Below are 21,561 nucleotides of genomic sequence, written 5' to 3'. Positions count from 1 at the left end.
ATGGGAAACCGAGAAGGAGAACACCAGAATGCAGACCTGGGCGAAGCGCGGCTTGCAGACCGCGCTGGTCACGGGTGGTTTGCTGATGCTGGGTACCGGCATCGCCTCCGCCGACGACGTTGTGAGCCCGGACCAGCCGCCATCGGCGCTGGACGGGTCGGTCAAGATCCCGGTCAAGATCGACAACAACGCGCTGGGCACCCCGTTCGGCCAGAAGGACCTGCCCGGCTTCAACCGTGACCTCACGGTGTCGCCGAGCGACCTGACCAGGGCGGTGCCCGCAGGGGGCGCCGCCACCCCGGCCCTGCCCACCTCGGGCCTGGCCGCTCCCGCGCTGCCCATGAAGGGCGCAGCCACCCCGGCTCTGCCGACCTCGGGCCTGCCCACTCCAGGCATGGCGACTCCGGCGCTGCCCACCGGCCAGGCGGGCCCGCTGGCCCCGGCCGCCGGGCTGGCCCCGCTCACCGGCGCCCTGGGCCAGGGCTCGGCGGTCGCCCCGCGCACCGCGACCCACGACGGCGACACGCTGCGCGACAACAAGGTCGTCGGCGACGTGGTCGTCCCGGTCGACATCTCCGGCAACGCGATCGGCGTTCTCGGCAACGCCCAGGTGGAGAACAACTCCGAGCAGCACGTCGCGCACGGCGGCCCGATCGTCACCTCGGGTGCCGACAGCGGCTTGGCGGGCAACGTCGTCGTCCTGGACTGGGCCGCGCCCGTCCAGATCACCGGCAACGCGCTGGCCGTGCTCGGCAACGCCGACACCTACAACACCGCGTCGCAGTCGGCCTCCTCCGGCGGCAGCGTCGAGACCGACGGCACCCACGGCTCCATCTCGGGCAACGTCCTCGCGGGCCACCTGGCCACCCCGGCCCAGCTCAACGGCAACGCGGGCGCGGTCGGCGGAAACGCCACGGCCGACTCGGCCAGCTCGTCGGAGGCCACCTCCGGCGGCACCATCTGGACCAGCGGCCAGGACGGGTCGATCTCGGGCAACGCGGGCGCGGTGCCCATCGGCTCCCCGGTCCAGGGCAACGGCAACTCCGTGGCCGTCGCGGGCATCTCCGAGACCTACAGCAGCAGCACCGCCTTCGCCAAGGCGGGCGACGAGGCGCTGGGGATCTTCGACTCGCAGAACTACATCACCACCAACGGCGACCCGGCCACCGCGTCCGGCAACGTCGTGCAGCCCGCGCTGGCCGGCCCGGTCGCGCTGACCTGCAATGCCGCCGCGGGTGTCGGCAACAGCGACGCCGCCTGCGACAGCAGCGGCGACGCCGAGGCGGGCGGCGGCAACCTCACCTCCGGTGAGGGCTCCACCCTGTCCGGTGCCGTCGCGCACGCCCCGGTCGCCATCCCGACCCAGGGCGCGGGCAACGCCGCGGGCGCCATCGGCAACGCGTTCACCGACTCGGCGACCTCCGTCGACTCCAGCGCGGGCGGCCACTCCTACACCAAGGGCGACGGCAGCGTGCTGTCCGGCGCCGTGCTCGAGCCGTCGGTCGCGGCCCCGATCGACGCTTGCGGCAACACCGGCGGCGGCGCGGGCCAGGCGGGCGCGGTCTGCGACAACACCAGCAACACCGAGTCCGGCGGCGACGCGGGCACGACCGGCAACGACAGTGTCGGCAGCGGCAACGCGGGCACCGTGCCGGTGGCCATGCCCGCCGAGCTGCTCGGCAACACCGTCGGCGCGGGCGGCTCCTCGGAGACCACCACCACCGAGTCGAAGGTCACCAGCTCCGGTGGCGACAACAACACCGTCGACGACGCAGGCACCCTGGCCTCGAACCTGGTGACCGTCCCGGTCTCCGGCCCGGCCCAGGTCACCGGCAACGGCGCGGGCGCGGTGGCCAACACCGACGCCACCACCGACACCGCCAGCGACATCACCGCCGGTGGCTACTCCCGCGCCAAGGGCGACGGCGGTTCCCTGGCGGGCAACATCGTCCAGGCTCCGGTCGCCGTCCCGACCCAGGCGTTCTCCTCGGGCGCGACCGCGGTCGGCAACGGCAGCACCACCGGCAGCAACGACGTCACGTCGACCTCCGGCGGCTACGCCGAGAGCACCGGCGAGAACGGCAGCGGCTCCGGCAACATCGTCTCGGCCCCGGCGGGCTCGGCGGCCCAGGTCTTCGGCGAGTCGGCCGCGGTCCTCGGCCTCAACGACGCAGCCGCCGAGAGCGTGACCAACTCGACCGCGGGTGGCACCGCCGCCACCACCGGTGAGAACGGCGCGATCGCGGGCAACGTGGTCAGCGCCCAGGCGCTGCCGGTCGTCCAGTCGTTCGGCGCGGCCGCGTCGGGCGTCGGCGGCCAGAACACCGCCGCCGCGACCAACGACACCAACGCCGCCTCGGGTGGCGACGTCGACAGCAACGGCGACTTCGGCTTCCTGTCCGGCAACCTGGTCGACGTGCCCGCCGCGGCCGTCGCCCAGCCGCACGGCGACGCCGTCGCCGCGGTCGCCAGCGACTCGGTCGCCGCGTCCGACAGCAACACCCAGGGCACCGCGGGTGGCGCCACGAGCACCAGCGGCGAGGGCGGCAGCCTCAACGGCATCGACCTGGCCGCGCCGGTCGGCGCCGACGCCCCGGTCTACGACGTGCCCGTCGAGGTCGTCGCCGAGGCCATGACCTACTCCACCGACACCCGCGACATCACCGTCGGTGAGGACGGCCCGCAGGTCGAGCTGCCGCAGGCCGGTGGCCTCGAAGCCGCCGCGCTGCCGCGGATGCCGAAGCTGGGCTCCCTGCCCGGCCGCGGCACCGCCCGGTCCGACGTGGCCAACCCGTTCGGCGCGCTGAACCTCGACGCCATCAAGGGCCTGACCGGCTCCCTTGGCGGCAACAACCTGGGTGGTGGCCTGCCCGGCCAGCGCCCCGCCCCGCGTTTCGCTGCCCCGGCCATGCCCGGCCTGGACAACCTGCGCGGCGTGTTCTCGGGGAACCTGTTCCAGGCCCCGTCCCTGGGTCGCCTGCCGGTGCAGACCCCCGCGCTCGCGGGTGTGCAGGCGCCGGAACTCCCGGCTGACGTCGACGGCCGGAGCTCGCTGGCCGACACCCAGTCGCAGCTGGCCGGAGCCTTCGGCCACTTCCCGATCGGCTGACCACCGACGGGTTCCCGATCAGCTGACCACTGATCGGTTTCGGATGGGCCCGGGGTTCCCCCGCCCCGGGCCCACCCACGCACTACCTCCCAGATAGCGAAAGCCCCGCCTCCCAGGCGGGGCTTTTCGCTTGTCTCAGGAACCGGCTAGGCGGGTCTCGGCTTCGGAGATCAGCTGGTGGACGGTCGAGCCGCCGTCGCTGCTGACCCAGCCCAGGCGCAGGGTCGGGTGAACGAGACGCCGGTTCACCCTGGTGGGCACCTCGGCGGCGGCGCGCACCTGTTCGGCGATGGCGTCACCGGACCCGCCCGGATGCTCGGTCACCACGGCGAACGTGCCACCGGTGTACCTGGCGACGGTCTGGTCTTCCCGCAGGTCGCGGCGGAGGCGGGCGGCGAGCCGGGTGAGTAGTTCGTCGCCGTGGTCGAAGCCGTGCTTGGCGTTGATCGCGCCGAGCGCGCGCACGTCGGCGAGCACCAGCGTCATCCGGGTGCCGTGCACCCTGGCCCTGGCCAGGCTCTGCTCGATCCGGTCGAACAGCAGCGCCCGGTGCGGCAGGCCGGTGGTCGGGTCGAGCAGGCCGCGCAACGGTTCGGCCTCCACCGGCCGCAGGACCAGCAGGGCCATCCGCTGGCCGCGGCAGGTCACCGGGTGCAGGTCGGCCCAGAGCCGCCGGAAGGGCAGCGTGCCGCGGGTGAGTACGAACGCCACCGTGGTCGGGGCGCCCGCGCGTGCGGTCTGACCAGCCAGTTCCGCCATCCTCGGCAGCGGGGCGCCCGCGTCGTCGCACAGCCGCCAGTCGGCGGGGTGGGTGCCCGCGCGGAGTTGGTCGGGGTGCAGGTCGAGCAGGTCGGCGGCTTTGGTGTTGGTCGCCACGACCGTGCCCAGGTGGTCGTGCAGCACCAGGCCGAAGGGGATTTCCTCGACCAGCTCGTCCCAGCGGGCGTCGATAGCCGTCGGGTTGGCTAGGTGGACAGCGCTCATCGGCCCGCACCTCCGTCGCTGAGAGCTTTCGCAGAACCCTTCCTTGTCGACCTATGCCAGTTCAAGCTCCTAATACCACCCGTACCGGTGATCTTTGGTCAGTCGAATTGCCAGGAGCGCTTCGCCAGGCCGAACCAGAACCCGTCGATCACCGAACGCTGTTCGCGCAGCGTGTCGGCGCTGGCACCAAGCGCGACGAACAGCGGCGCGAAGTGCTCGGTGCGCGGGTGGGCGAGCTTCGCGGCGGGCGCCTTGTGCTCGAAGTCGATCAGCGCGTCCAGGTCGTTGGCCAGGATCGCCTCGCCACCCCAGTCGTCGAACTCCGACGACCACAACGGCGGCGCGTGGCCGGACCCCAGCCGCGGGGTCATGGCGCGGAGGTTGTGGGTGAAGAACCCGCTGCCGATGATCAGCACACCTTCGTCGCGCAGCGGCGCGAGCTTGCGCCCGATCTCGACCAGTGCCGCCGGGTCCAGCGTCGGCATGGAGATCTGCAGGACCGGGATGTCCGCGTCGGGATACATCTCGACCAGCGGAACGTAGGCGCCGTGATCCAGCCCGCGCGCCGAGTCGTCGGCGATCGGCGTGGCCTGGGACCGCAGCAGCGCTCGCACCCGCGCGGCCAGCGCCGGAGCGCCGGGGGCGGGGTAGGTCACCTGGTAGTAGTGCTCGGGGAAGCCCCAGAAGTCGTAGACCAGCGGCACTGTCTCGGTGGCCCCCAAGGTGAGCGGGGCTTCCTCCCAGTGCGCGGAGACGATCAGGATCGCACTCGGCCGATCGATCTCGGCCGACCAGTCGCGCAGCTGCTGGGTCCACAGCGGGTCGTCGGCCAGCGGCGGGGCGCCGTGGCTGAGGTAGAGGACGGACTGTCGGGCCATGACGGGTCACCCCTCGATAGTTGAACCTTAAACAAGGTAACACAACGAGGAGGGTTGGTTGAAAATTCCAGTTGTGGGTCGGTCAGCCCTGGGCCAGGTCCGCGAACCGGCTGTAGTGCAGCTGGTGGGCCACGACCACGGTCGCCGTCGGCCCGGCACGGTGCTTGGCGATGATCAGGTCGGCCTCACCGGCGCGCGGGTCGTCGCGCTCCCACGCGTCGGGCCGGTTGACCAGCAGCACGATGTCGGCGTCCTGCTCCAGCGATCCGGATTCACGCAGGTCGGACAGCATCGGGCGCTTGTCGGTGCGCTGTTCGGGACCACGGTTCAGCTGACTGATCGCCACCACCGGAACCTCGATCTCCTTGGCCAGCAGCTTGAGCTGACGGGAGAACTCCGAGACTTCCTGCTGCCGCGACTCGACCCGCTTGCCGGAGGTCATCAGCTGCAGATAGTCGACGATGACGAGCTTCAGATCATGCCGCTGCTTGAGCCGCCGAGCCTTCGCCCGGATCTCCATCATCGTCATGTTCGGCGAGTCATCGATGAAGATCGGCGCCTCACTGATCTCACTCATCCGCCGCGCCAGCCGAGTCCAATCGTCGTCGCTCATCCGCCCACCACGCATGTCGCCGAGGCGAATCCGCGCCTCGGCGGACAACATGCGCATGACGATCTCCGTCTTGCTCATTTCGAGCGAGAAGATGACGCTGCTCATCCCGTGCTTGATCGAGCACGATCGCGCGAAATCCAGCCCCAGCGTCGAGTTGTGGGTGGGGATCATGGATCGGCTGGCCAGATACAAGTGGTCGGCGTTGTCGACCTCGACACATCGGACCGGCACGGTGGGCACGGCGCGCACATCGACGATGTAGCGCACGGCGGGCCGGGGCGGTCGAGCCGCGAGTCGGTCCTTCTGCACGAGGTGCTTGCGCTCGAGCCGGAAGATCCTGTCCCCGGTGGTAAACGTCATGATGAACGCGGTGGATCGAGACTCGTCGCGACCGCGCACCCGCTTGGTTCGCATCCGGCACCGATAACCGAGGCCGATGATCAGTTCATGGATGTCGTCGGCGAGCCGTTTATCGGTGACCGAGATCTGTGCGGAGCCACTGGCGGTGACGGTTCCGTCGGTGTCCATGAGGCCTGCCAACAACGCACGCCGTTGCGACTCCGACGCGCGCTGATAGGAGACCGGAATGTGTTTGGCGCCGAGCACACCCAGCGTCCGCAGGATTCCTTGCAGCGATCCGCGTTCGTGCTCGGCGCTCCTGGAATCAGCCTCGATGATCTCGGCTTCTATGTGGCAGATGATCTCGGGATCGTTGGTCGTGAAGCGGGACCCTGCCGAGTCCCCATCGCCGAGCCACGCGCCGAGGACATAGGCGGGTACCGGCAGATCGGCACTCTCCAGACAGAGCGGCGCGGTGTTGGCGACGGCGTGATTGACCCTGGTGTCGGCCGTCGCGCAGCGTGTCGTGGCCGCGATCTCAGCGGTCGTACGGACCGCTGAGTCGGGTCCACCGGCGGCCCGTCGAGACGCTCGGGTGCTGGTCAGCCACTGGTGTTCGGCGTCGGCGGTGATGACCGTCCCGTCGCTGAACTCGATTTCGTAGCACGGTCGGTCGAACAAGACGTCAGTAGCCGCGACGACGCGAGTCGGCTTGCCGTTGGCGTCGATCAGCAAATCCCCGACGTTGACATCGCCCATCGTCGTCCACCCGGTCGGGGTGGGCAGTGGCGTGTCCAGGGCCAGCGCCTTGCCCACGCCGGGCCGGGCCGCGACGATGATCATCTGGCCGGGGTGCAGGCCGTTGGTGACCTCATCCAGGTCGGTGAAGCCGGTGGGGATGCCCAGGGAGTTGCCGCCGCGGGAGGCGATCGCGTCGATCTCGTCCATGGTGGGCTGCAGCAGTTCCTCGAGCGCGACGTAGTCCTCGCTCATGCTGCGTTCGGTGACCTCGTAGATCGAGGACTGCGCGCGGTCGACGATCTCGGCGACGTCGGCGCCTTCGGCGCCCTGGTAGCCGAGTTGGACGATGCGGGTGCCCGCTTCGACCAGCCTGCGCAGGATCGCCTTCTCGGCGACGATCTCGGCGTAATAGCCCGCGTTGGCCGCGGTCGGGACGGTGGCGATCAGGGTGTGCAGGTACGGTGCGCCGCCGACGCGGCGGAGTTCGCCGCGGCGTTCGAGTTCGGCGGAGACCATGATCGGGTCGGCGGGTTCGCCGCGGCCGTAGAGGTCGAGGACGCAGTCGTAGATCATCTGGTGCGCGGGGCGGTAGAAGTCGCCGGGGCGCAGCGCCTCGATGACGTCGGCGATGGCGTCCTTGGACAGCATCATGCCGCCGAGCACGCTCTGTTCGGCGGCGAGGTCCTGGGGTGGCTGGCGGTCGAGGCCGGATTCGGGGCCGCTTGGCATGGGTGGCATCCGGTCATCGGTCAGCGCCATGCGCCCCCCTTCCCCTCGTACATCTGTTCGCTAACGGTACGTCCCCGGCGCGCGAATTCACGGCAATTCCGGTGGTGTGGCGCCGACGCTAGATCCCCCGTACGGGCGCTTGCAAACGACCTTGGGGATGCCGCTGTGGACAACTTGGGGATGGGTGCGGACACCTGAGCACAGCTTGGTCAGCGGCTGTGGACAACATGGGGACAAGTAGCTCGGTAAACCGTGAACCCACTGGTCAGCCCATGTGCACAAGATGTGGAGAAATCGGTTCGGCGTGTCGCGGGAAGTCGACGCTTCGGCGTGTCGTGATGGCCGTCGCTCCACCGGGTGACCCGTGCCTGTGGACAACATGTGGACAACTTCAGAAGACGCGAACCGCCCCTTCCGCGAGTGGCGGAAGGGGCGGTTCGACGACCCGATCGGGTCAGCTAGCGGCCTTGACCTCAACGGTGAAGGCGGCGGTCACGTCCGGGTGCAGCCGCACGTTGACCGCGTGCTTGCCCACGGTCTTGATGTGGCCGGAGACCTCGACGGCGCGCTTGTCGAGCACCGGGCCACCCGCGGCCTTGACCGCGGCCACGATGTCGGCGGTGGTGATCGAGCCGAACAGCTTGCCCGAGTTCGCCGCCGCCTTGGCGGTCAGCGGCACGCTGCCGAGCTGGGCCAGCGTGTTCTTGACCTCCTTGGCGTGGTCGAGGTCGCGGATCCGGCTGGCCTCCTGGGCCCGGCGGATGACCTGGACCTGCTTCTCGGCGCCCTTGGTGGCGACGATGGCGAAGCCGCGCGGCAGCAGGTAGTTGCGGCCGTAGCCGTCCTTGACCTCGACGACGTCGCCGGGGCCACCGAGGCCGGTCACGTCAGTGGTGAGGATGAGCTTCATGATGCGTCTCCCCCTGATCAGCGAGCGGTCGAGGTGTAGGGAAGCAGCGCGACCTCACGGGCGTTCTTCACCGCGATGGCGACGTCCCGCTGGTGCTGGCTGCAGTTGCCGGTCACCCGACGCGCGCGGATCTTGCCGCGGTCGGAGATGTACTTGCGCAGCAGCGTGGTGTCCTTGTAGTCGATGTTCACCGGACGGTCCTTCTTCACGTCCTTGCAGAACACGCAGACCTTCTTCTTGGGCTTGCGAATGGGTGGCTTGGCCACGGTCTTACTCCTGGTCTTCTTCTGAGTGAAATGAGTCTGGGGCGATCAATCGACTGATCAGAAGGGGGGCTCGTCGTTGAAGCCGCCGCCGCCACCGCCGCCTGACGGAGGTGCGGAGCCCCACGGGTCGTCGGCGGGCGCGCCCGAGGGACCGCCGTATCCGCCGCCGCCACCACCGGTGCCTCGACTGACCTTGTTGACCTTCGCCGTCGCGTATTTCAGCGACGGGCCGACCTCGTCGACCTCGAGCTCGATGACGGTGCGCTTCTCGCCCTCACGGGTCTCGAAGGACCGCTGCTTGAGCCGTCCGCTCACGATCACCCGCGCGCCGCGGGTCAGCGACTCGGCCACGTTCTCCGCGGCCTGACGCCAGATGTTGCATCGCAGGAACAGCGCTTCGCCGTCTTTCCACTCGCCGCTCGCCTTGTCGAACGTGCGGGGGGTGGACGCCACCGTGAAACTCGCCACGGCCGCACCCGACGGGGTGAAGCGCAGTTCCGGATCGGCGGTCAGATTGCCGATCACCGTGATCGTCGTGTCACCAGCCATCGTTGCCTCCGGCCCGTCAGGCGTTCTCGCGGCGCATGACCTTGGTCCGCAGCACGGACTCCTGCAGCGAGAGCTGGCGGTCGAGTTCCTTGACCGCGGCGGGCTCGGAGTTGATGTCGAGCACGGCGTAGATGCCTTCGGCGTGCTTCTTGATCTCGAACGAGAGGCGACGCTTGCCCCAGATCTCGACCTTCTCGACGTTGCCACCCGACGTACGGATCACGTTGAGGAACGTGTCGAGTGACGGAGCGACAGTGCGCTCATCGAGTGTGGGGTCGAGGATGACCATAACCTCGTAATGACGCATGAAGACCACTCACCTCCTGTGGACTCGGCGGCCACGGACGTTCCGTGGCAGGAGGGTCTGCGGACTCAGCGTAACAGCGTGCGATTACGCCTCGCGCAGCACCCAGGTACGGACGAGTGCACCAGTGACCACCGACAACACCAGCACCGCGATGAGGATGGGCATCCCGACCGTGGCGGCCGGGGCGGCGGGCAGCGCCTTGGCCGCGCCCGCGCCGCGGATCTCCTGGTTGTCGGTCAGCAGGCCGAACTCCGGGGCGAAGCCGGGGACGCTGCCGTACCGGGCGTTGGGCGATGGCACGAACAGCCCGGCCTTGGCGAAGGGCACGGTGCCGTAGTCGCGGGGCGCGGCGGCGGCGAAGGTGGCCGCGTCGTAGAGGCGGAGTTGGTCGGGCGTGGTGTACCCGCCGACGGGCTGGGCGTTGGGCGTGGTCGCGCTGCCGCCACCAGGGGTCTGGCCAGGCTTGGGCGCGGGGGTGCCGGGCTTGGGCTTGGTGGCGTCGAGCGCGCGCAGCGTCATGCCGCACTTCTCGGTGACGAGCGCGCGGACCCTGGCCACAGCGGCGTCGGTGTGCGGGGCCAACTCCCCCATCGGCTTGACGGCGTTCGCCACGACGTCGGCGAGGGCGGCGGCGGGGATCTCACCGGTGCCGTCCGGCACCTCGCCCACGGGCAGCGGGCCGCCGAGGGGGAAGGTCAGGGTCACCGCGGTGGCGCGCAGCGCGCCGAGTCCGGGGGTCTCGTTGACCGCCTGCGCGACCAGGCCGACGACCGAGAGGCGGGCCAGCAGGACCGGCTGCCCCTTGAGCGCGAGCACGTTCTGCTGACAGTCGACCGCGAGGAACGGCAGCGGCGCGGCGGCCGCGGTCCCACCGCCAAGGGCGGCGGTCGCACCGGCGGCCAACAACACCAGGGCAGAGCAAATGATTCGCCGCACTCAGTCACCCTTTCGTGGTGATCGCCACTAAGGAGTGAACGATAGCCGGGCCTTTAGGTCACGCGATCGTGCGGCGCAGGACCCAGGTTCTCACCAGTGCGGCGGTGACGCCGGACAGTGCGAGCACCGCGAGCAGCACCGGGAAGGCGATCTTGCCACCGCCGACCGGGTTGAGCGCGTCGGCGCGGCCTGCCTGCTGCACGCCGTCGGTGTCGTTGTTCGCGCCGAGGATGCCGAACTGCGGGGTATAGCCGGGGACGGCGCCGCCGTAGCGCATGCCGGGCGACGGCGCGAACAGCCCGGCCTTGGCGAAGGGCAGGTTGGAGTAGTCGGCCATCGGCGCGCGGCCGAAGTCGTAGGCACCGTTCAGGATCGAGGAGTTGCCGCTGGGGACGCCGCCGAGGACCGGCTGGTTCGCCCCGGGCAGCACCGCGCCGCCACCCGTCACGGGGGCCGTGCCGGGGGTGCCCGCCGGGGGCTTGGTACCCGGCTTGGGAGTCGGGTTGGTGCCGCCGCCGGGCAGCGGCAGTGCCGCGACTCCCTGCTCGACCGCGCCCGCGACTGCCTTGGCGCCTTCCTGGACGGGGGCCGCGGCGGTGTTGACCACCGTCACGACGATCGCGCAGCCCGAGGTCAGCGCGCCCTGGACGCCGCCGATGATGCCGTTGAGCACCGGGCCGATCAGCGGAACGCCCTGGATGGCCGACTTGATCCGGGGAACGGCGGTGGCGGCGATGGTGCCGCCGGAGATGGTGGTGTTGGCGGCGGGGATCGAGCCGAGCGGGATGTTGCCCATGCCGGAGACCGCGCTGCTGACCCCGCCCGCAAGGGTCGGGCCGATGAGTGGCACGGCGCGCACGACGCCTAGGACCGGATCGAGAATCGCGCTCGGGCTCAGGGAGATCGGGGTGCCGGGGGCGCCCTGGATGCTGGTGGAGCAGTCGCCGACCACGATGGGCTGGGCGGCCTGGGCGCTGGAGGACAGGACCAGACTCGCCGACGCCGTGCCCAGCATGAGCACGATGCCCGCGGCGAACGTCTTCACACGGCGTCGCATGGCCATCCTCCGGGGTACTGACAAGTAGCTTATGTAGGAGAAACGACGATAACCGCTCGCCGTGACGGCAACCAGGGCTGATTGTGCGTAATTCACCCGTGTCGAGAGGTGAGGCACGACCGCGAACGCCGTCTTGACGCCCTCGGCGACTAGGCTCGCGAGCCATGAGCATCGGCGCCCACGTCCGTGACGACGACCCGGTTGGCGCCGCGCGCGAGCGCGACGCCGAGGTGGTTCAGTTCTTCCTGGCCGATCCGCAGAGCTTCAAGGCCCCGAAGCCGCATCCGCAGACCGAGCAGCTGCTCGCCTCGGACCTCACTGTCTTCGTGCATTCGCCGTATCGGGTGAACATCGCCTCGACCAACAACCGCATCCGGATCCCGTCGCGAAAGCTCGTGGTGCAGCACGCGGAAGGCGCGGCCACGGTGGGCGCCAAGGGTTTGGTCGTGCACGGCGGCCACCTCGGCGCCGACGAGGACCCGGCGATCGGCATCGACAACTGGCGCAAATTCTTCGAGCGCCAACAGGCCGACGGCGGCTTCGCGGTGCCGATCCTCATCGAGAACACCGCGGGCGGCGACAACGCCATGGCCCGCCGGTTCGACACGCTCGCCCGGCTGTGGGACGCCGTCGGCGAGTTCGGCGCGGGGTTCTGCCTGGACACCTGCCACGCCTTCGCCGCGGGCGAGGACCTGATCGGCATCGTTGATCGAGTGATGGAAATCACAGGGCGAATTGATCTGGTCCACCTCAACAGCTCGCGCGACGAGTTCGGCTCCACGCGCGACCGGCACGACAACATTAGGACTGGCACGATCGATGCCAAGCAACTCGTCGACGTGGTCGCCGCCGCGGGAGCGCCCGTGGTGGTCGAGACCCCGGCCGACGGCCAGGCGGAGGACATCGCCTTCCTGCGCGACGCCCTCGGACGGTGAGTGAGGTGCCCGCGGGAGTGACGGCAGCAGAGGAGGCGGCGAGCGAGGTGCTCGACGCGCGGCAGGACCGACGTTCGGCCGCCGCCCGTCTCGGCCGCGCCGCGCTGGCCGGGCTGGTGCTGCTCTGCGGGATCACCCTGCTCATCGGCTTCGCCAACAAGGACCGCTGCGCTGGTCCCGAGTTCGACCAGTGGGGCCGCAGCCAGCCCGACTTCCACGAGCGCAAGTACGCCGACGTCTGCTACTCCGACATTCAGTACCTGTGGATCGGCCGCGACATCGACCGGCACGTCTTCCCGTACGTCGACGGCGGGATGAGCGAGAACGGCGACCTCATCGGCGGCAGCGTCGAATACCCCGTGCTCACCGGCCTGCTGATCTGGGCGGGCGCCCTGTTCGCCAACACCGACGCCGAGTTCCTGCTGTTCTCCGCGCTGATCATGGCCCCCTTCGGCCTGGCGACGGCCTGGCTCCTGGGCAGGCTGTCCCGCTGGCGGGCGCTGCTCTGGGCGCTGTCGCCGCCGCTGGTGCTCTACGCGTTCCACAACTGGGAACTCCCGGTCGTGGCCTGCGCCGTGGCGGCGGTCTACGTCGTGCACCGAGGCTGGGGCAAACGCGGCGTCGACCGACCCTTGATCGACCGCGCGGTGGTCGCGGCGGTCCTGCTGGGGCTCGGGTTCGCGTTCAAGCTCTACCCGGCGATCTTCGTGCTGCCACTGATGTTCTACGTGCTCACCGGCGGCCGCGACGGCACCGAACTGCCTGCTGGAAAACGCCGCGACGTCGCGGGCATGATCCGCGTCGCACTCGTGGCGATGGGCACGGCGATCGCGGTCAACATCCCGTTCGCTGTCGCGGGCTGGGACGGTTGGCTCGCGTCCTTCGTCTTCCAAGGTCAGCGCAAGGCTGATATCACGGCGAACTCGATCTGGTTCTGGGCGTTCCGGCCGGACTCCGACCCGGACAACGAAGCGGTGCAGAGCCTGATCAGCTTCGCCTCACCGCTGCTTGTCGTCGCGTCTTTCGTGGCCGCTGTGGCGGTTGGTTGGGTGCGGTACCAGCGGGAGGGGACGTATCCGTGGGTCGCGGTGTCGGCGGCGATGCTGTGCGGGTTCTTGTTGCTGCACAAGGTGCATTCGCCGCAGTACACGTTGTGGCTGGTGCCGATGTTCGTGCTGCTGAAGATCCGCTGGGGCTGGATCGCGGCGTATTTCGCGGCGGACTTCGCCATGGGTGTCGGGATTTTCTTGTGGTTCGCGCGGATCGCGGCCAAGGAGCCTTCTGGCATGTATGACAGTTTCAGCGCCCAGTTGGTGATGATCGGGGTTTGGGGTCGGGCGGCGTTGCTGGTGGGGCTGTTTATCGCGTTTTTGTCGGCGCGGTCGACATTTTCGGAAGAACGAACGCCGGTGCCTTCGCCCGCGTGAGCGGGTACTCGGGGAAGCCCACAGCCAAATCCGGCTATCCGTCCTTCAGTCGCCGGACCGGGCGCTGACGAACCCCAAGTTTGTCCGGCAACGGCGCCTGTTTGGCCCCTTGCGTTTCGTTGGGCTTTAGACCAGTTCGACCTCTCGCTCGATCTGGCGTAGCGCGGCCGTCTTGCGGCGGGTGAGTAGGGATTCCGTTGTGATCACCACTAGTGCCAGCCAGACGAGTCCGAAGCCGATCCAGCGTGCTGTTGTCATCTGCTCGTGGAAGACGATGATGCCGCAGAGGAATTGGACTGTCGGTGCCGTGTATTGGAGTAGTCCGAGGGTTGTCAGGGAGACCTTCGTGGCGGCCGCGCCGAACATCAGCAGGGGGATTGCGGTTAGTACGCCGGTGCCTGCCAGTAGCAGGGCGTTGAGCCAGCCCGCGTTGCCGAACGTTGTGCCGCCGCCTGCCAGCAGGAAGGTCAGTGCGATCGGGGCCAGTAGCAAGGTTTCCAGGGCAAGGCCCTCGGTGGAGCCGACGTCGGCCTTCTTCTTCATCAGTGCGTAGGTGCCGAACGAGAACGCCAGGGTCAGTGCGATCCACGGGAGCCTGCCGTAGTCGAAGGTCAACTCGACCACCGCGGCCAGGGCGATCGCCAGGCCTGCCCACTGGCCGGGGCGCAGTCGTTCACCGAGGACGGCTACGCCCAGCAGGATTGTGACCAGCGGGTTGATGAAGTAGCCGAGTGAGGTCTCGACGACCTGGCCACTGTTGACGCCATAGATGTAGACGCCCCAGTTGACGCCGATCACCACCGCGCCCGCGGCGATGAAGGTCAGGCGGCGGCGGTCGGCGAGGACGGCGCGCAGGTGGGTCCAGCGGCGGGCGACCACGATCAGCACCAGGACGGCCGCCAGGGACCAGACGATGCGGTGGGCGAGGATCTCGACCGGGCCCGCCGGGCGCAGCAGGGGCCAGTAGAGCGGGAAGAAGCCCCAGAGGAGATAGGCGCCGAAGCCGAGAAGGAACCCACGTCGCTGCCCGGCCATTAGGCCTCCGATCATCCCACCATTGAGTCCGTCTCAGTCTCACATGGACAGCGCGAATTCCCTACCTGCTTATTCCGCGGCGACCGGCTGCCTGCGCGGGAGGACGAACTTGTCCGGCGCCCCGTCGAGCACGCCGCCCGCCGGGTCGTCCTCGCCCCATTTGCGGACCAGGTCGCGGGCCGGGTGGTAGATCTCGTAGATCACCAGGGCGCACAGCGCGAGCACCGCGACGTCGCGGGCCACGACGAAGCCGAGGAACCAGTCCTCGGGCAGGCCGCGGTTGCCTTCGCCCAGGTAGTAGGCCATTCGGGGGGCCCACACCAGCGCATCGACCACCATCCAGGCGAGCAGCGGTTTCCAGCGCGGCACGGCCAGGACGGCGAGCGGCACCAGCCACAGCGAGTACTGCGGGCTCCACACCTTGTTGGTGATCAGGAACGCCGCGACCACCAGGAAACAGAGCTGTGCCACGCGCGGGCGGGTCGGTGCGTGCCAGGCGATGAACGCCACACCGCCGCAGGCCGCCACGAACAGCACGACGGTCACCAGGTTGAGCACCGACGGCGACTCCCCGAAGGCCAGCGGGCCGTCGAAGCCGGGCCACTGGGCCCAGTGCATGATCACGTTGTAGATCGAATCCGGGTCGGCGCCGCGGTCGGAGTTGCGTCGGAAGAACTCGCCCCAGCCCTTCCGCAGTGGCTCGTAGAGCAGGAAGGGAGCGTTGACCGCCGCCCACGTCGCCACCGCGGCTATCGCGGTCTGGATCCACACCTTCGTGTACCCGGACCTGATGCACAGCACCAGCAGCGGCCCGAGCAGGAACAGCGGATAGAGCTTCGCCGCGCCACCGAGCCCGAGCAGGATTCCGGCGAGCACCGGCTTCTTGCGCGCCCACGCCAGGATCCCGGCCGCGGCGCACGCCGTGGCCAGCGTGTCGAAGTTGGTGAACGCGTGCACGATGACCAGCGGCGAGACCGCGATGAACGCCGCGTCCCACGGTCTGCGCCGCGCTGTTCGCGCCACCGCCCAGATCGTCACCAGCCACGCCAGGGCCAGCCAGAACGCGCTGATGTCGAAGTACACGACCACCGGCAGACCGGTCGGCAGCCACCCTTCCTTGGCCAGCGTCTGCCAGCCGTCGGTGAGCTTGGCGTTGAACCACTGGAACATCCCGGTGATCACCGGGTACTCCATGTACCGCTCGTGCTGGGTCGGCTTGCCCTCGTCGTCGTACCACATGGTCAGGTACGGGAAACCGCCCTTGTCCAGCCGCTCGGCCGAGTACAGGGGGACGATGTCGGAGTAGCACATCGCGGTGAACTGGCGGCTGGACCGCCAGTCGAGCTCCAGCTGCCCCTGGCCCGCGTCGTACTGCTGGATGCACGGCGCCTTCTGGAACCAGCCCAGCGTCAGCGTCACCACACCGATCAGCAGCGCCACCCGCAGCGGCGTCCAGAACCAGTGCCTGCCGACCGCCGCGTGCCTGCCGGTGATCCCGCCGAACGGGGCGCTGGCGTGCTTGGCCAGCGACTCCGTCCACGTCGGCCGGTCGCGCTCGCGCGGCCCGAGACTGGCGGTGTCGCCCACGCTCTCGCCGCCGCCAACCGGACTGGACTGAAGCGAGTCGACCTCTTCGGCCCGACCGGGATCAACTGACACGCGCGCGATGCTACGGCCTGACGCACCCTTGCGGGGGCGGACGTCCGGAGAAACCAGCCAGGCAATGGTTACCCAGATGCAAATACATCCGCGGGCAGGGAAAACTGTGTCCGAGGCGCAACTCTCTGGGGGGCGGAAAGATGCTGCGTGGTGTTGCGGTCTGGGTGGCCGCGGCCGTGACCGCGACGACCGGGTCGGTGGAGCCGGACTGGGTGACCGAGTTGGGGCTTCCGGGAGTGTGGGACCGCAGTCGGGGGGATGGCGTGGTCATCGCGGTGATCGACACTGGGGTTGATGAGGGCCATCCAGGTCTGGCGGGAGCTGTTCTGCCTGGGCGCGCGTTCCCGGCCCTGGGGCAAGGCACCCACGACGGCCGTGGTCACGGCACCGACATCGCACTCATCGCCGCGGGCCGGGGGCCGGTGCATGGGGTAGCACCCGCCGCCAATGTGCTCCCGGTGCGGGTCGACGGGGGCAGCGACACCCTCGCCGACGCCCTCACCTGGGCGGTCGACAACGGCGCTCAGGTCGCCAATATCTCCCAGGGCATCCGGACCCGAAACCCGAGGCACAAGCTCGACGCCGCGGTGCGACACGCGGTCGACCGCGGTGTCGTCGTGGTCGCCGCAGCAGGCAACGTGCCGGAGGACACTGCTGTGACCAGCCCGGCAAGCATCGACGGCGTGGTCGCGGTCTCCGCGGTCGACGCGCGTGGGCAGTTCCGGGGTGACGTGAGTGTGGAGGGCCCGCAGGTGGCCGTGGCGGCGCCTGGTGTCGACATCGAGATCGGCGCGAACACGAGCCCGGTTAGTGGCACGAGCTATTCGGCGGCGATCGTGTCCGGGGTGGCTGCTTTGGTCATAGGCGCATACCCCGAACTCGACGGCGCGGGCGTTGTGCGCCGACTGGTCGAGACCGCCCGTGACGCGGGCGACCCAGGTCGGGACGATCGCTACGGGTTTGGCGTGATCGACCCGGTCGCCGCGACGTCCGGCGAACTTCCCTCGTCGCGGTCATGGCTCGTGCCAGGCGTGGCCGGTACGGGCGTTCTGCTCTTGGCCGTGTTTGGGTGGTGGATCCGCCGACGGCTCCGGCCGCTGTGAGCGGGTCCGGAGCCGTCGGGTGAGTCACGAACGCGAGTTACTGGATTACCGCGGTCTTCCAGAATCGAGTGTCGTGGACGTCGTTCGGATCATTCGGATTCGGGCAGTTGTAGGGCGATCCGTCAGGCCACGCCAGTTGTGCGGGGGTGAGCCCGGATGCCTCTGCACACTGGAAGGTGCCGAGGAACAGGTTGCTCTTGAAGTTCTTGAGGCCATACGTCTCGCCGCCGACGAGCGGTGACGACGAGTAGACCTTCCATAGCTGCCTGTTGTCGATCTGGTCACAATTGTCCTGGACCGCGACCGCACCCGACTGAGTGTCGCCGTCCTTGATGGCAAGGCACTTGCCGCTGTTCTGGTTGCGGTAGGTGTAGTCGAACACCGAGTATGGCGCGCCGTTGAGAACCTCGGTTCGTTGGCGGACGGCGCGCATTCCCCAGATCTCCTCGAATGAGCCCGTGCAGGACCGATGCTCGGTGTACGCGCCGTCGAACGTGGCGCCGTTGCGTACCGCGAGGCAGTGCTGCGTCGAGTCGTGGACGATCCGGACCTTGATCTCGTCGGGCCACGGCTCGGCGCTCGGCATGAACGCCACCGCGTCGAACACGATGCGCCGACTCGGCTCGTTGTCGACTCCATTGGACGTTGTCAGCGATACCGATGGTTGTCCGTTGAACTTGTAGACACCGAGAGACACCCAGGTATCGGCGGACAAGGAGGTCACATCGACCCAGGCGTGCTGATTTCCGTCGGCCGAGTGCACCGTGTAGGCCACGGTCTGCCGGTTGGATCCCGACCGGACCCACGCCGGGATGAACACCTTGACCTCCGCGCGCGATGACAGCGTCCGGCCCAGGGTCCAGGTCGCCGTCGCCTGCAGGCTGGTGTCGTTGTATTCCTTGGTGTGGGTGAACCAGTAGTGACCGCCGTATCCACTGCTCGACTGATGCAGATCGATCTTCCCGGGGTCTTGGCCCGCGGCGTCCTTCTTGAAGTCGACTTTGAAGGTGCCGTCGGCGAAGTTCGGACGCTTGCACATCGGATCCCGCAGCGAACTCTCCTCCCGAGGCCGGTTGTCGACAACGAGCGCGTCGACCGGTAGCCCGGTCGCGCCACAAGCGGGCGGATGGCTCACGCCGTCCTGCGGCTCCGCGTTCGCATAGGACGAGTCATACCTGATGAACTGGTTGCCGCAGGTGTAGTTGCAGTCCTCCTTCCAAATCTGGCTGCTGTGCCACCAGCACTTGAGGTCGTACTGGCCTGCCGCGTTGACGTGCCTGCATGGTCCGGTCGGCTCACCGACCACCTCGGGAGCGTTGGGCGTGACCGGGTTCGCCGGGTCGCAGTTGTTGAGCGAGGCTGAACAGAAGGTGTACACGGGAGGCTTGACCCGAGCGCGGTTGTAGTTCGCCGAACCCGGCGTCGTCGCACTGCCCGTCGTGCCGTTCCACCAGGCCGCACGGAAGAACGGGACCTCGACACCGGGCGCTTCGAACCCGGACGGCGGGTTGGCGGCGAAGCCGAGCACCTTCTCCGGGTAGGGCCACCGCTGCGGGGTGGCGAAGTCGTGCGGGTTGCTGCCGAACGGTTGCCGGTCGATCGCGTACCTCGGATTCGCCGGGTTGTTCAGCCAGCCCAGCCCAGCCGCACCGTTGGCGCCGGTCTCGCCAGGCGGGTGGTAGCCGGAGTTGTAGGCCCAGATCGCAAGGAACCAGTTCTCGAGCTTGGCGGGATTGTTGTTGTTGAGCTGCATGCCCGCGGCCTGGATCTGGTTCCACTTCGTGGCCAGGATCTGCAGCCCCGCGGCCACATTGGCCGCGTAGTCGGTCGCAATCGCGATCTGATGATTCGCGGGGCGAGCCGGGCTGTTCGCCGGAGAGGCGGCAGGCGTGCGCATCCCGTCGGTCACCTGCCCGACACCGTAGCCACAGTCGGCCTTGTCCCAGCGGATCGTCCAGTCATCGGCCGGGGTCTCGTTGTAGATGTCGACGCCGTAGAAGTTGCCGATGAGCGGATTGCCGTAGTCACCGGGCATGGTGTAGCGGCTGGCCTGCCACAGGTTCGACTCCTGTCCCAGGATGCCCAACAGGACCTGGGCCGGTACCTTGCCGCCGCCGGTGAGGGCAACGGGCGGGAACATCACCTGCGGCCGGTAGGCGCCGATGCCGTTGCGGTGCCAGTTCGCGGGTCGCTCGATCAGCAACTCACCGTTCACCGCCATGTCGGCGGCCCACTCCACCTGCTTGGGCTTGGGCTGGAGCACCGGCCGCATTGCGTCATTGCGCTTGACCGCGCAGGTGGCGCCCGGATCGGTGAGGTCCTGCTGGCGGGGAGCCACCCTGTCGGCCGGGTCGACGGTGAATCCCAGCTGCGCGCCAGTACGCAGGCTCTTGGCCGCGATGTGTACCGGTCGCGGCGCGGCGAGGTCGCGTGCGGTCTGCTGTGACACCGCCGCGTTCTCGATCTGGGTCACCGCTGACTCGCCGAGGGTGGACACCTCGGCGTCGGCGGGCGCGTTGACGGCTGTCACTCCCGTGGGCAGCGCGGCCAGCGACGCCGCGGATCCGGTAATGAACGCCTTGCCCGCCGCGCCGTGTCGTACGGAGAGTTCGCCGGTGCGGCCGGTCGCGAGAACGGTGGCCGCGGGCGCGGGACCGGTCGTGATCGCTTGGCCGACGGCCGCGGTCTGCTTGATGGCGGTGGTCGCGTTGTCGACTTCAGCGAAGGCGATCTTTCCGTCCGCTGTGGGGGTGAGGCGCGCCGGGACGTTCTTGGTCGTTGCGAGCCGTTTGATCGTGCCCGCCTCGTTGACAGTGACCACGCCACTGATCGCCGCGGCGGCGAAACCGCCCGGTACCGGTACCGCCGAGGTCAGTTGACCTGGGACCTCGACCCGCTTTCCGACCGCGGCCGTGTTCGTGTCGAGCCGTAGCAGGCCGGTGCGGCCGAGGTCCTCGTCGCCCTCCTGAGTCAGCGCGACCTGTTCGTCCACGCCGCAGCCCGGGTTGAAGTACGCCAGGCTGGTCCGGATCTTGAGCTTGGTCACCGCACCCGACTCAAGGTCGACTACGGCTGTGAAACCGCCACGACGGGCGAGGTCGTGCTTGTTGGTGAAGGTTCGCGGCGCGTAGACGACGACGGCGCGCTTGCCCGAGCCGGTGACGCATGCGTTGCCGATCCAGCGGTCAGTGTCGACCGACGGTTGATTCAGTGTCGCGACGGTTCGCCAGGTGTAGCCGGTCTTGGCCTCGGCGACCATGACATGGAGCCCGTCGGCGTCGCCGGTGGTGGTCCAGAGTCGGTCGTTGGACTTCTGCCAGTCTTTGCCGAGCGCCTTGCCGCGCTGGTCGGCGGGAACCGCCGACGGTTCGGTCGGCGGCGCCACCCGCTGTTCGGCGGCTGGGCCGGGCAGCCCGTCGGGATTCGGTGCGGCCACCGCGACGGATGGGCTCATCGCGAACAGAGCAAGTGCCGCGGCGAACGCGGCGCGTGTTCTGTGTCGTCGGAATTGATGCTTCAACAAACTCCCCTAGTCTGTCGAGATTCAGACACCAGTGGGAGCGGGGTCGGCAGCATTATGAACCATGCCGGGAGATGCTCCGGCATGGTTCAAGTTCTATTCAATTGAAAGCTGTATTTCCCCAGTCCCCAGTGGCGACCTCTAATTAGAGATCATTCAGTACTCAACACCACCTGCTCCCGGGCGCACAAGGCTCCCAAAGATACCTGTGCGAGTGTTCCCGATCACAGCAAACGAACCCGCCCCGTGCTCATGGGGGCAACTGGGAAGGGTGGGTATCCACGTGAAGGGCCAGTTCAGGCCAGGTCAAGGCTCAGGTCGGCGTCGGATCCGGTTCGCTGACAACATGATCACAAACGTCAACCGCATACCTGGCTCGGCCACGTCAAGTCAAGTCAATTGTGTGCCACCCGCGCAGGTTGAAGAATCGCATTTGTCTGGTGCTTGGTACGCGGCTTTGGGGC

The 21,561-nt window shown here is 68.7% G+C and carries 16 protein-coding genes; 4 read left to right on the top strand and 12 right to left on the bottom strand.

The features are described from left to right. The first annotated feature begins 28 nt into the window (after positions 1–28). Entirely contained in the window at positions 29–3,109 is a 3,081-nt protein-coding gene (locus tag BN1701_RS26350; protein WP_054053213.1) for a hypothetical protein, read from the top strand. A 135-nt stretch (positions 3,110–3,244) separates the two neighbouring features. Here the strand turns inward: BN1701_RS26350 and BN1701_RS26345 are convergent, their stop codons facing one another. From BN1701_RS26345 to BN1701_RS26305, 9 genes are all read right to left on the bottom strand, one after another. Next, a complete protein-coding gene (locus tag BN1701_RS26345; RefSeq protein ID WP_054053212.1) occupies positions 3,245–4,093 on the bottom strand; it encodes a sensor domain-containing diguanylate cyclase in 849 nt (282 codons plus the stop codon). Positions 4,094–4,191: 98 nt separating this feature from the next. After that, positions 4,192–4,971, bottom strand: a complete 780-nt coding sequence (locus BN1701_RS26340) for a dioxygenase (RefSeq protein ID WP_054053210.1) — start codon at positions 4,969–4,971, stop codon at positions 4,192–4,194. An 82-nt stretch (positions 4,972–5,053) separates the two neighbouring features. Then, positions 5,054–7,423: a replicative DNA helicase gene (gene dnaB / locus BN1701_RS26335; RefSeq protein WP_054053208.1), complete on the bottom strand. Its 2,370-nt coding sequence runs from the start codon at positions 7,421–7,423 to the stop codon at positions 5,054–5,056. Positions 7,424–7,847: 424 nt separating this feature from the next. Continuing rightward, a complete protein-coding gene (rplI, locus tag BN1701_RS26330; RefSeq protein WP_054053206.1) occupies positions 7,848–8,306 on the bottom strand; it encodes a 50S ribosomal protein L9 in 459 nt (152 codons plus the stop codon). Between the two features lie 14 nt (positions 8,307–8,320). Next, entirely contained in the window at positions 8,321–8,569 is a 249-nt protein-coding gene (rpsR, locus tag BN1701_RS26325) for a 30S ribosomal protein S18 (protein WP_054053205.1), read from the bottom strand. A gap of 57 nt (positions 8,570–8,626) precedes the next feature. Beyond that, on the bottom strand, positions 8,627–9,118 hold the full coding sequence (locus BN1701_RS26320) for a single-stranded DNA-binding protein (RefSeq protein WP_054053203.1): 492 nt from the start codon (positions 9,116–9,118) through the stop codon (positions 8,627–8,629). Between the two features lie 16 nt (positions 9,119–9,134). Continuing rightward, positions 9,135–9,425, bottom strand: coding sequence for a 30S ribosomal protein S6 (gene rpsF / locus BN1701_RS26315; protein WP_082860426.1), 291 nt, complete (start codon positions 9,423–9,425; stop codon positions 9,135–9,137). 84 nt (positions 9,426–9,509) lie between these two features. Further along, positions 9,510–10,361, bottom strand: a complete 852-nt coding sequence (locus BN1701_RS26310; RefSeq protein ID WP_157368231.1) for a hypothetical protein — start codon at positions 10,359–10,361, stop codon at positions 9,510–9,512. 58 nt (positions 10,362–10,419) lie between these two features. Continuing rightward, positions 10,420–11,418, bottom strand: coding sequence for a hypothetical protein (locus BN1701_RS26305; protein ID WP_054053199.1), 999 nt, complete (start codon positions 11,416–11,418; stop codon positions 10,420–10,422). Positions 11,419–11,582: 164 nt separating this feature from the next. On the opposite strand from BN1701_RS26305, the gene BN1701_RS26300 reads away from it, so the two are divergent. Beyond that, a complete protein-coding gene (locus BN1701_RS26300; RefSeq protein ID WP_054053198.1) occupies positions 11,583–12,353 on the top strand; it encodes a deoxyribonuclease IV in 771 nt (256 codons plus the stop codon). 17 nt (positions 12,354–12,370) lie between these two features. Next, the gene (locus tag BN1701_RS26295; protein ID WP_369800619.1) at positions 12,371–13,780 is read left to right on the top strand and encodes a glycosyltransferase family 87 protein; all 1,410 of its coding nucleotides are present in this window, start codon (positions 12,371–12,373) and stop codon (positions 13,778–13,780) included. A 126-nt stretch (positions 13,781–13,906) separates the two neighbouring features. On the opposite strand, the gene rarD is transcribed toward BN1701_RS26295, so the two are convergent. Both rarD and BN1701_RS26285 read right to left on the bottom strand, forming a co-directional pair. Beyond that, the gene (rarD, locus tag BN1701_RS26290; protein ID WP_054053197.1) at positions 13,907–14,815 is read right to left on the bottom strand and encodes an EamA family transporter RarD; all 909 of its coding nucleotides are present in this window, start codon (positions 14,813–14,815) and stop codon (positions 13,907–13,909) included. Between the two features lie 69 nt (positions 14,816–14,884). Further along, positions 14,885–16,402 carry a glycosyltransferase family 87 protein gene (locus tag BN1701_RS26285; RefSeq protein ID WP_054056138.1) on the bottom strand — a complete coding sequence of 506 codons (1,518 nt, stop codon included), beginning with the start codon at positions 16,400–16,402 and terminating at the stop codon, positions 14,885–14,887. Between the two features lie 212 nt (positions 16,403–16,614). Here BN1701_RS26285 and BN1701_RS26280 point away from each other — a divergent pair, with 212 nt between their 5' ends. Continuing rightward, positions 16,615–17,577 carry a S8 family serine peptidase gene (locus tag BN1701_RS26280; protein ID WP_054053196.1) on the top strand — a complete coding sequence of 321 codons (963 nt, stop codon included), beginning with the start codon at positions 16,615–16,617 and terminating at the stop codon, positions 17,575–17,577. A 37-nt stretch (positions 17,578–17,614) separates the two neighbouring features. Here BN1701_RS26280 and BN1701_RS26275 read toward each other — a convergent pair whose 3' ends face one another. After that, complete coding sequence (locus tag BN1701_RS26275; protein ID WP_082860063.1) at positions 17,615–21,031, bottom strand: RICIN domain-containing protein; 3,417 nt, start codon at positions 21,029–21,031, stop codon at positions 17,615–17,617. Positions 21,032–21,561 lie beyond the last annotated feature (530 nt).

Source organism: Alloactinosynnema sp. L-07, from assembly GCF_900070365.1.
Taxonomy (GTDB): domain Bacteria; phylum Actinomycetota; class Actinomycetes; order Mycobacteriales; family Pseudonocardiaceae; genus Actinokineospora.
Note: the sequence above shows the minus strand (reverse complement) of the source record. Positions and strands in the feature narration are given on the sequence as shown.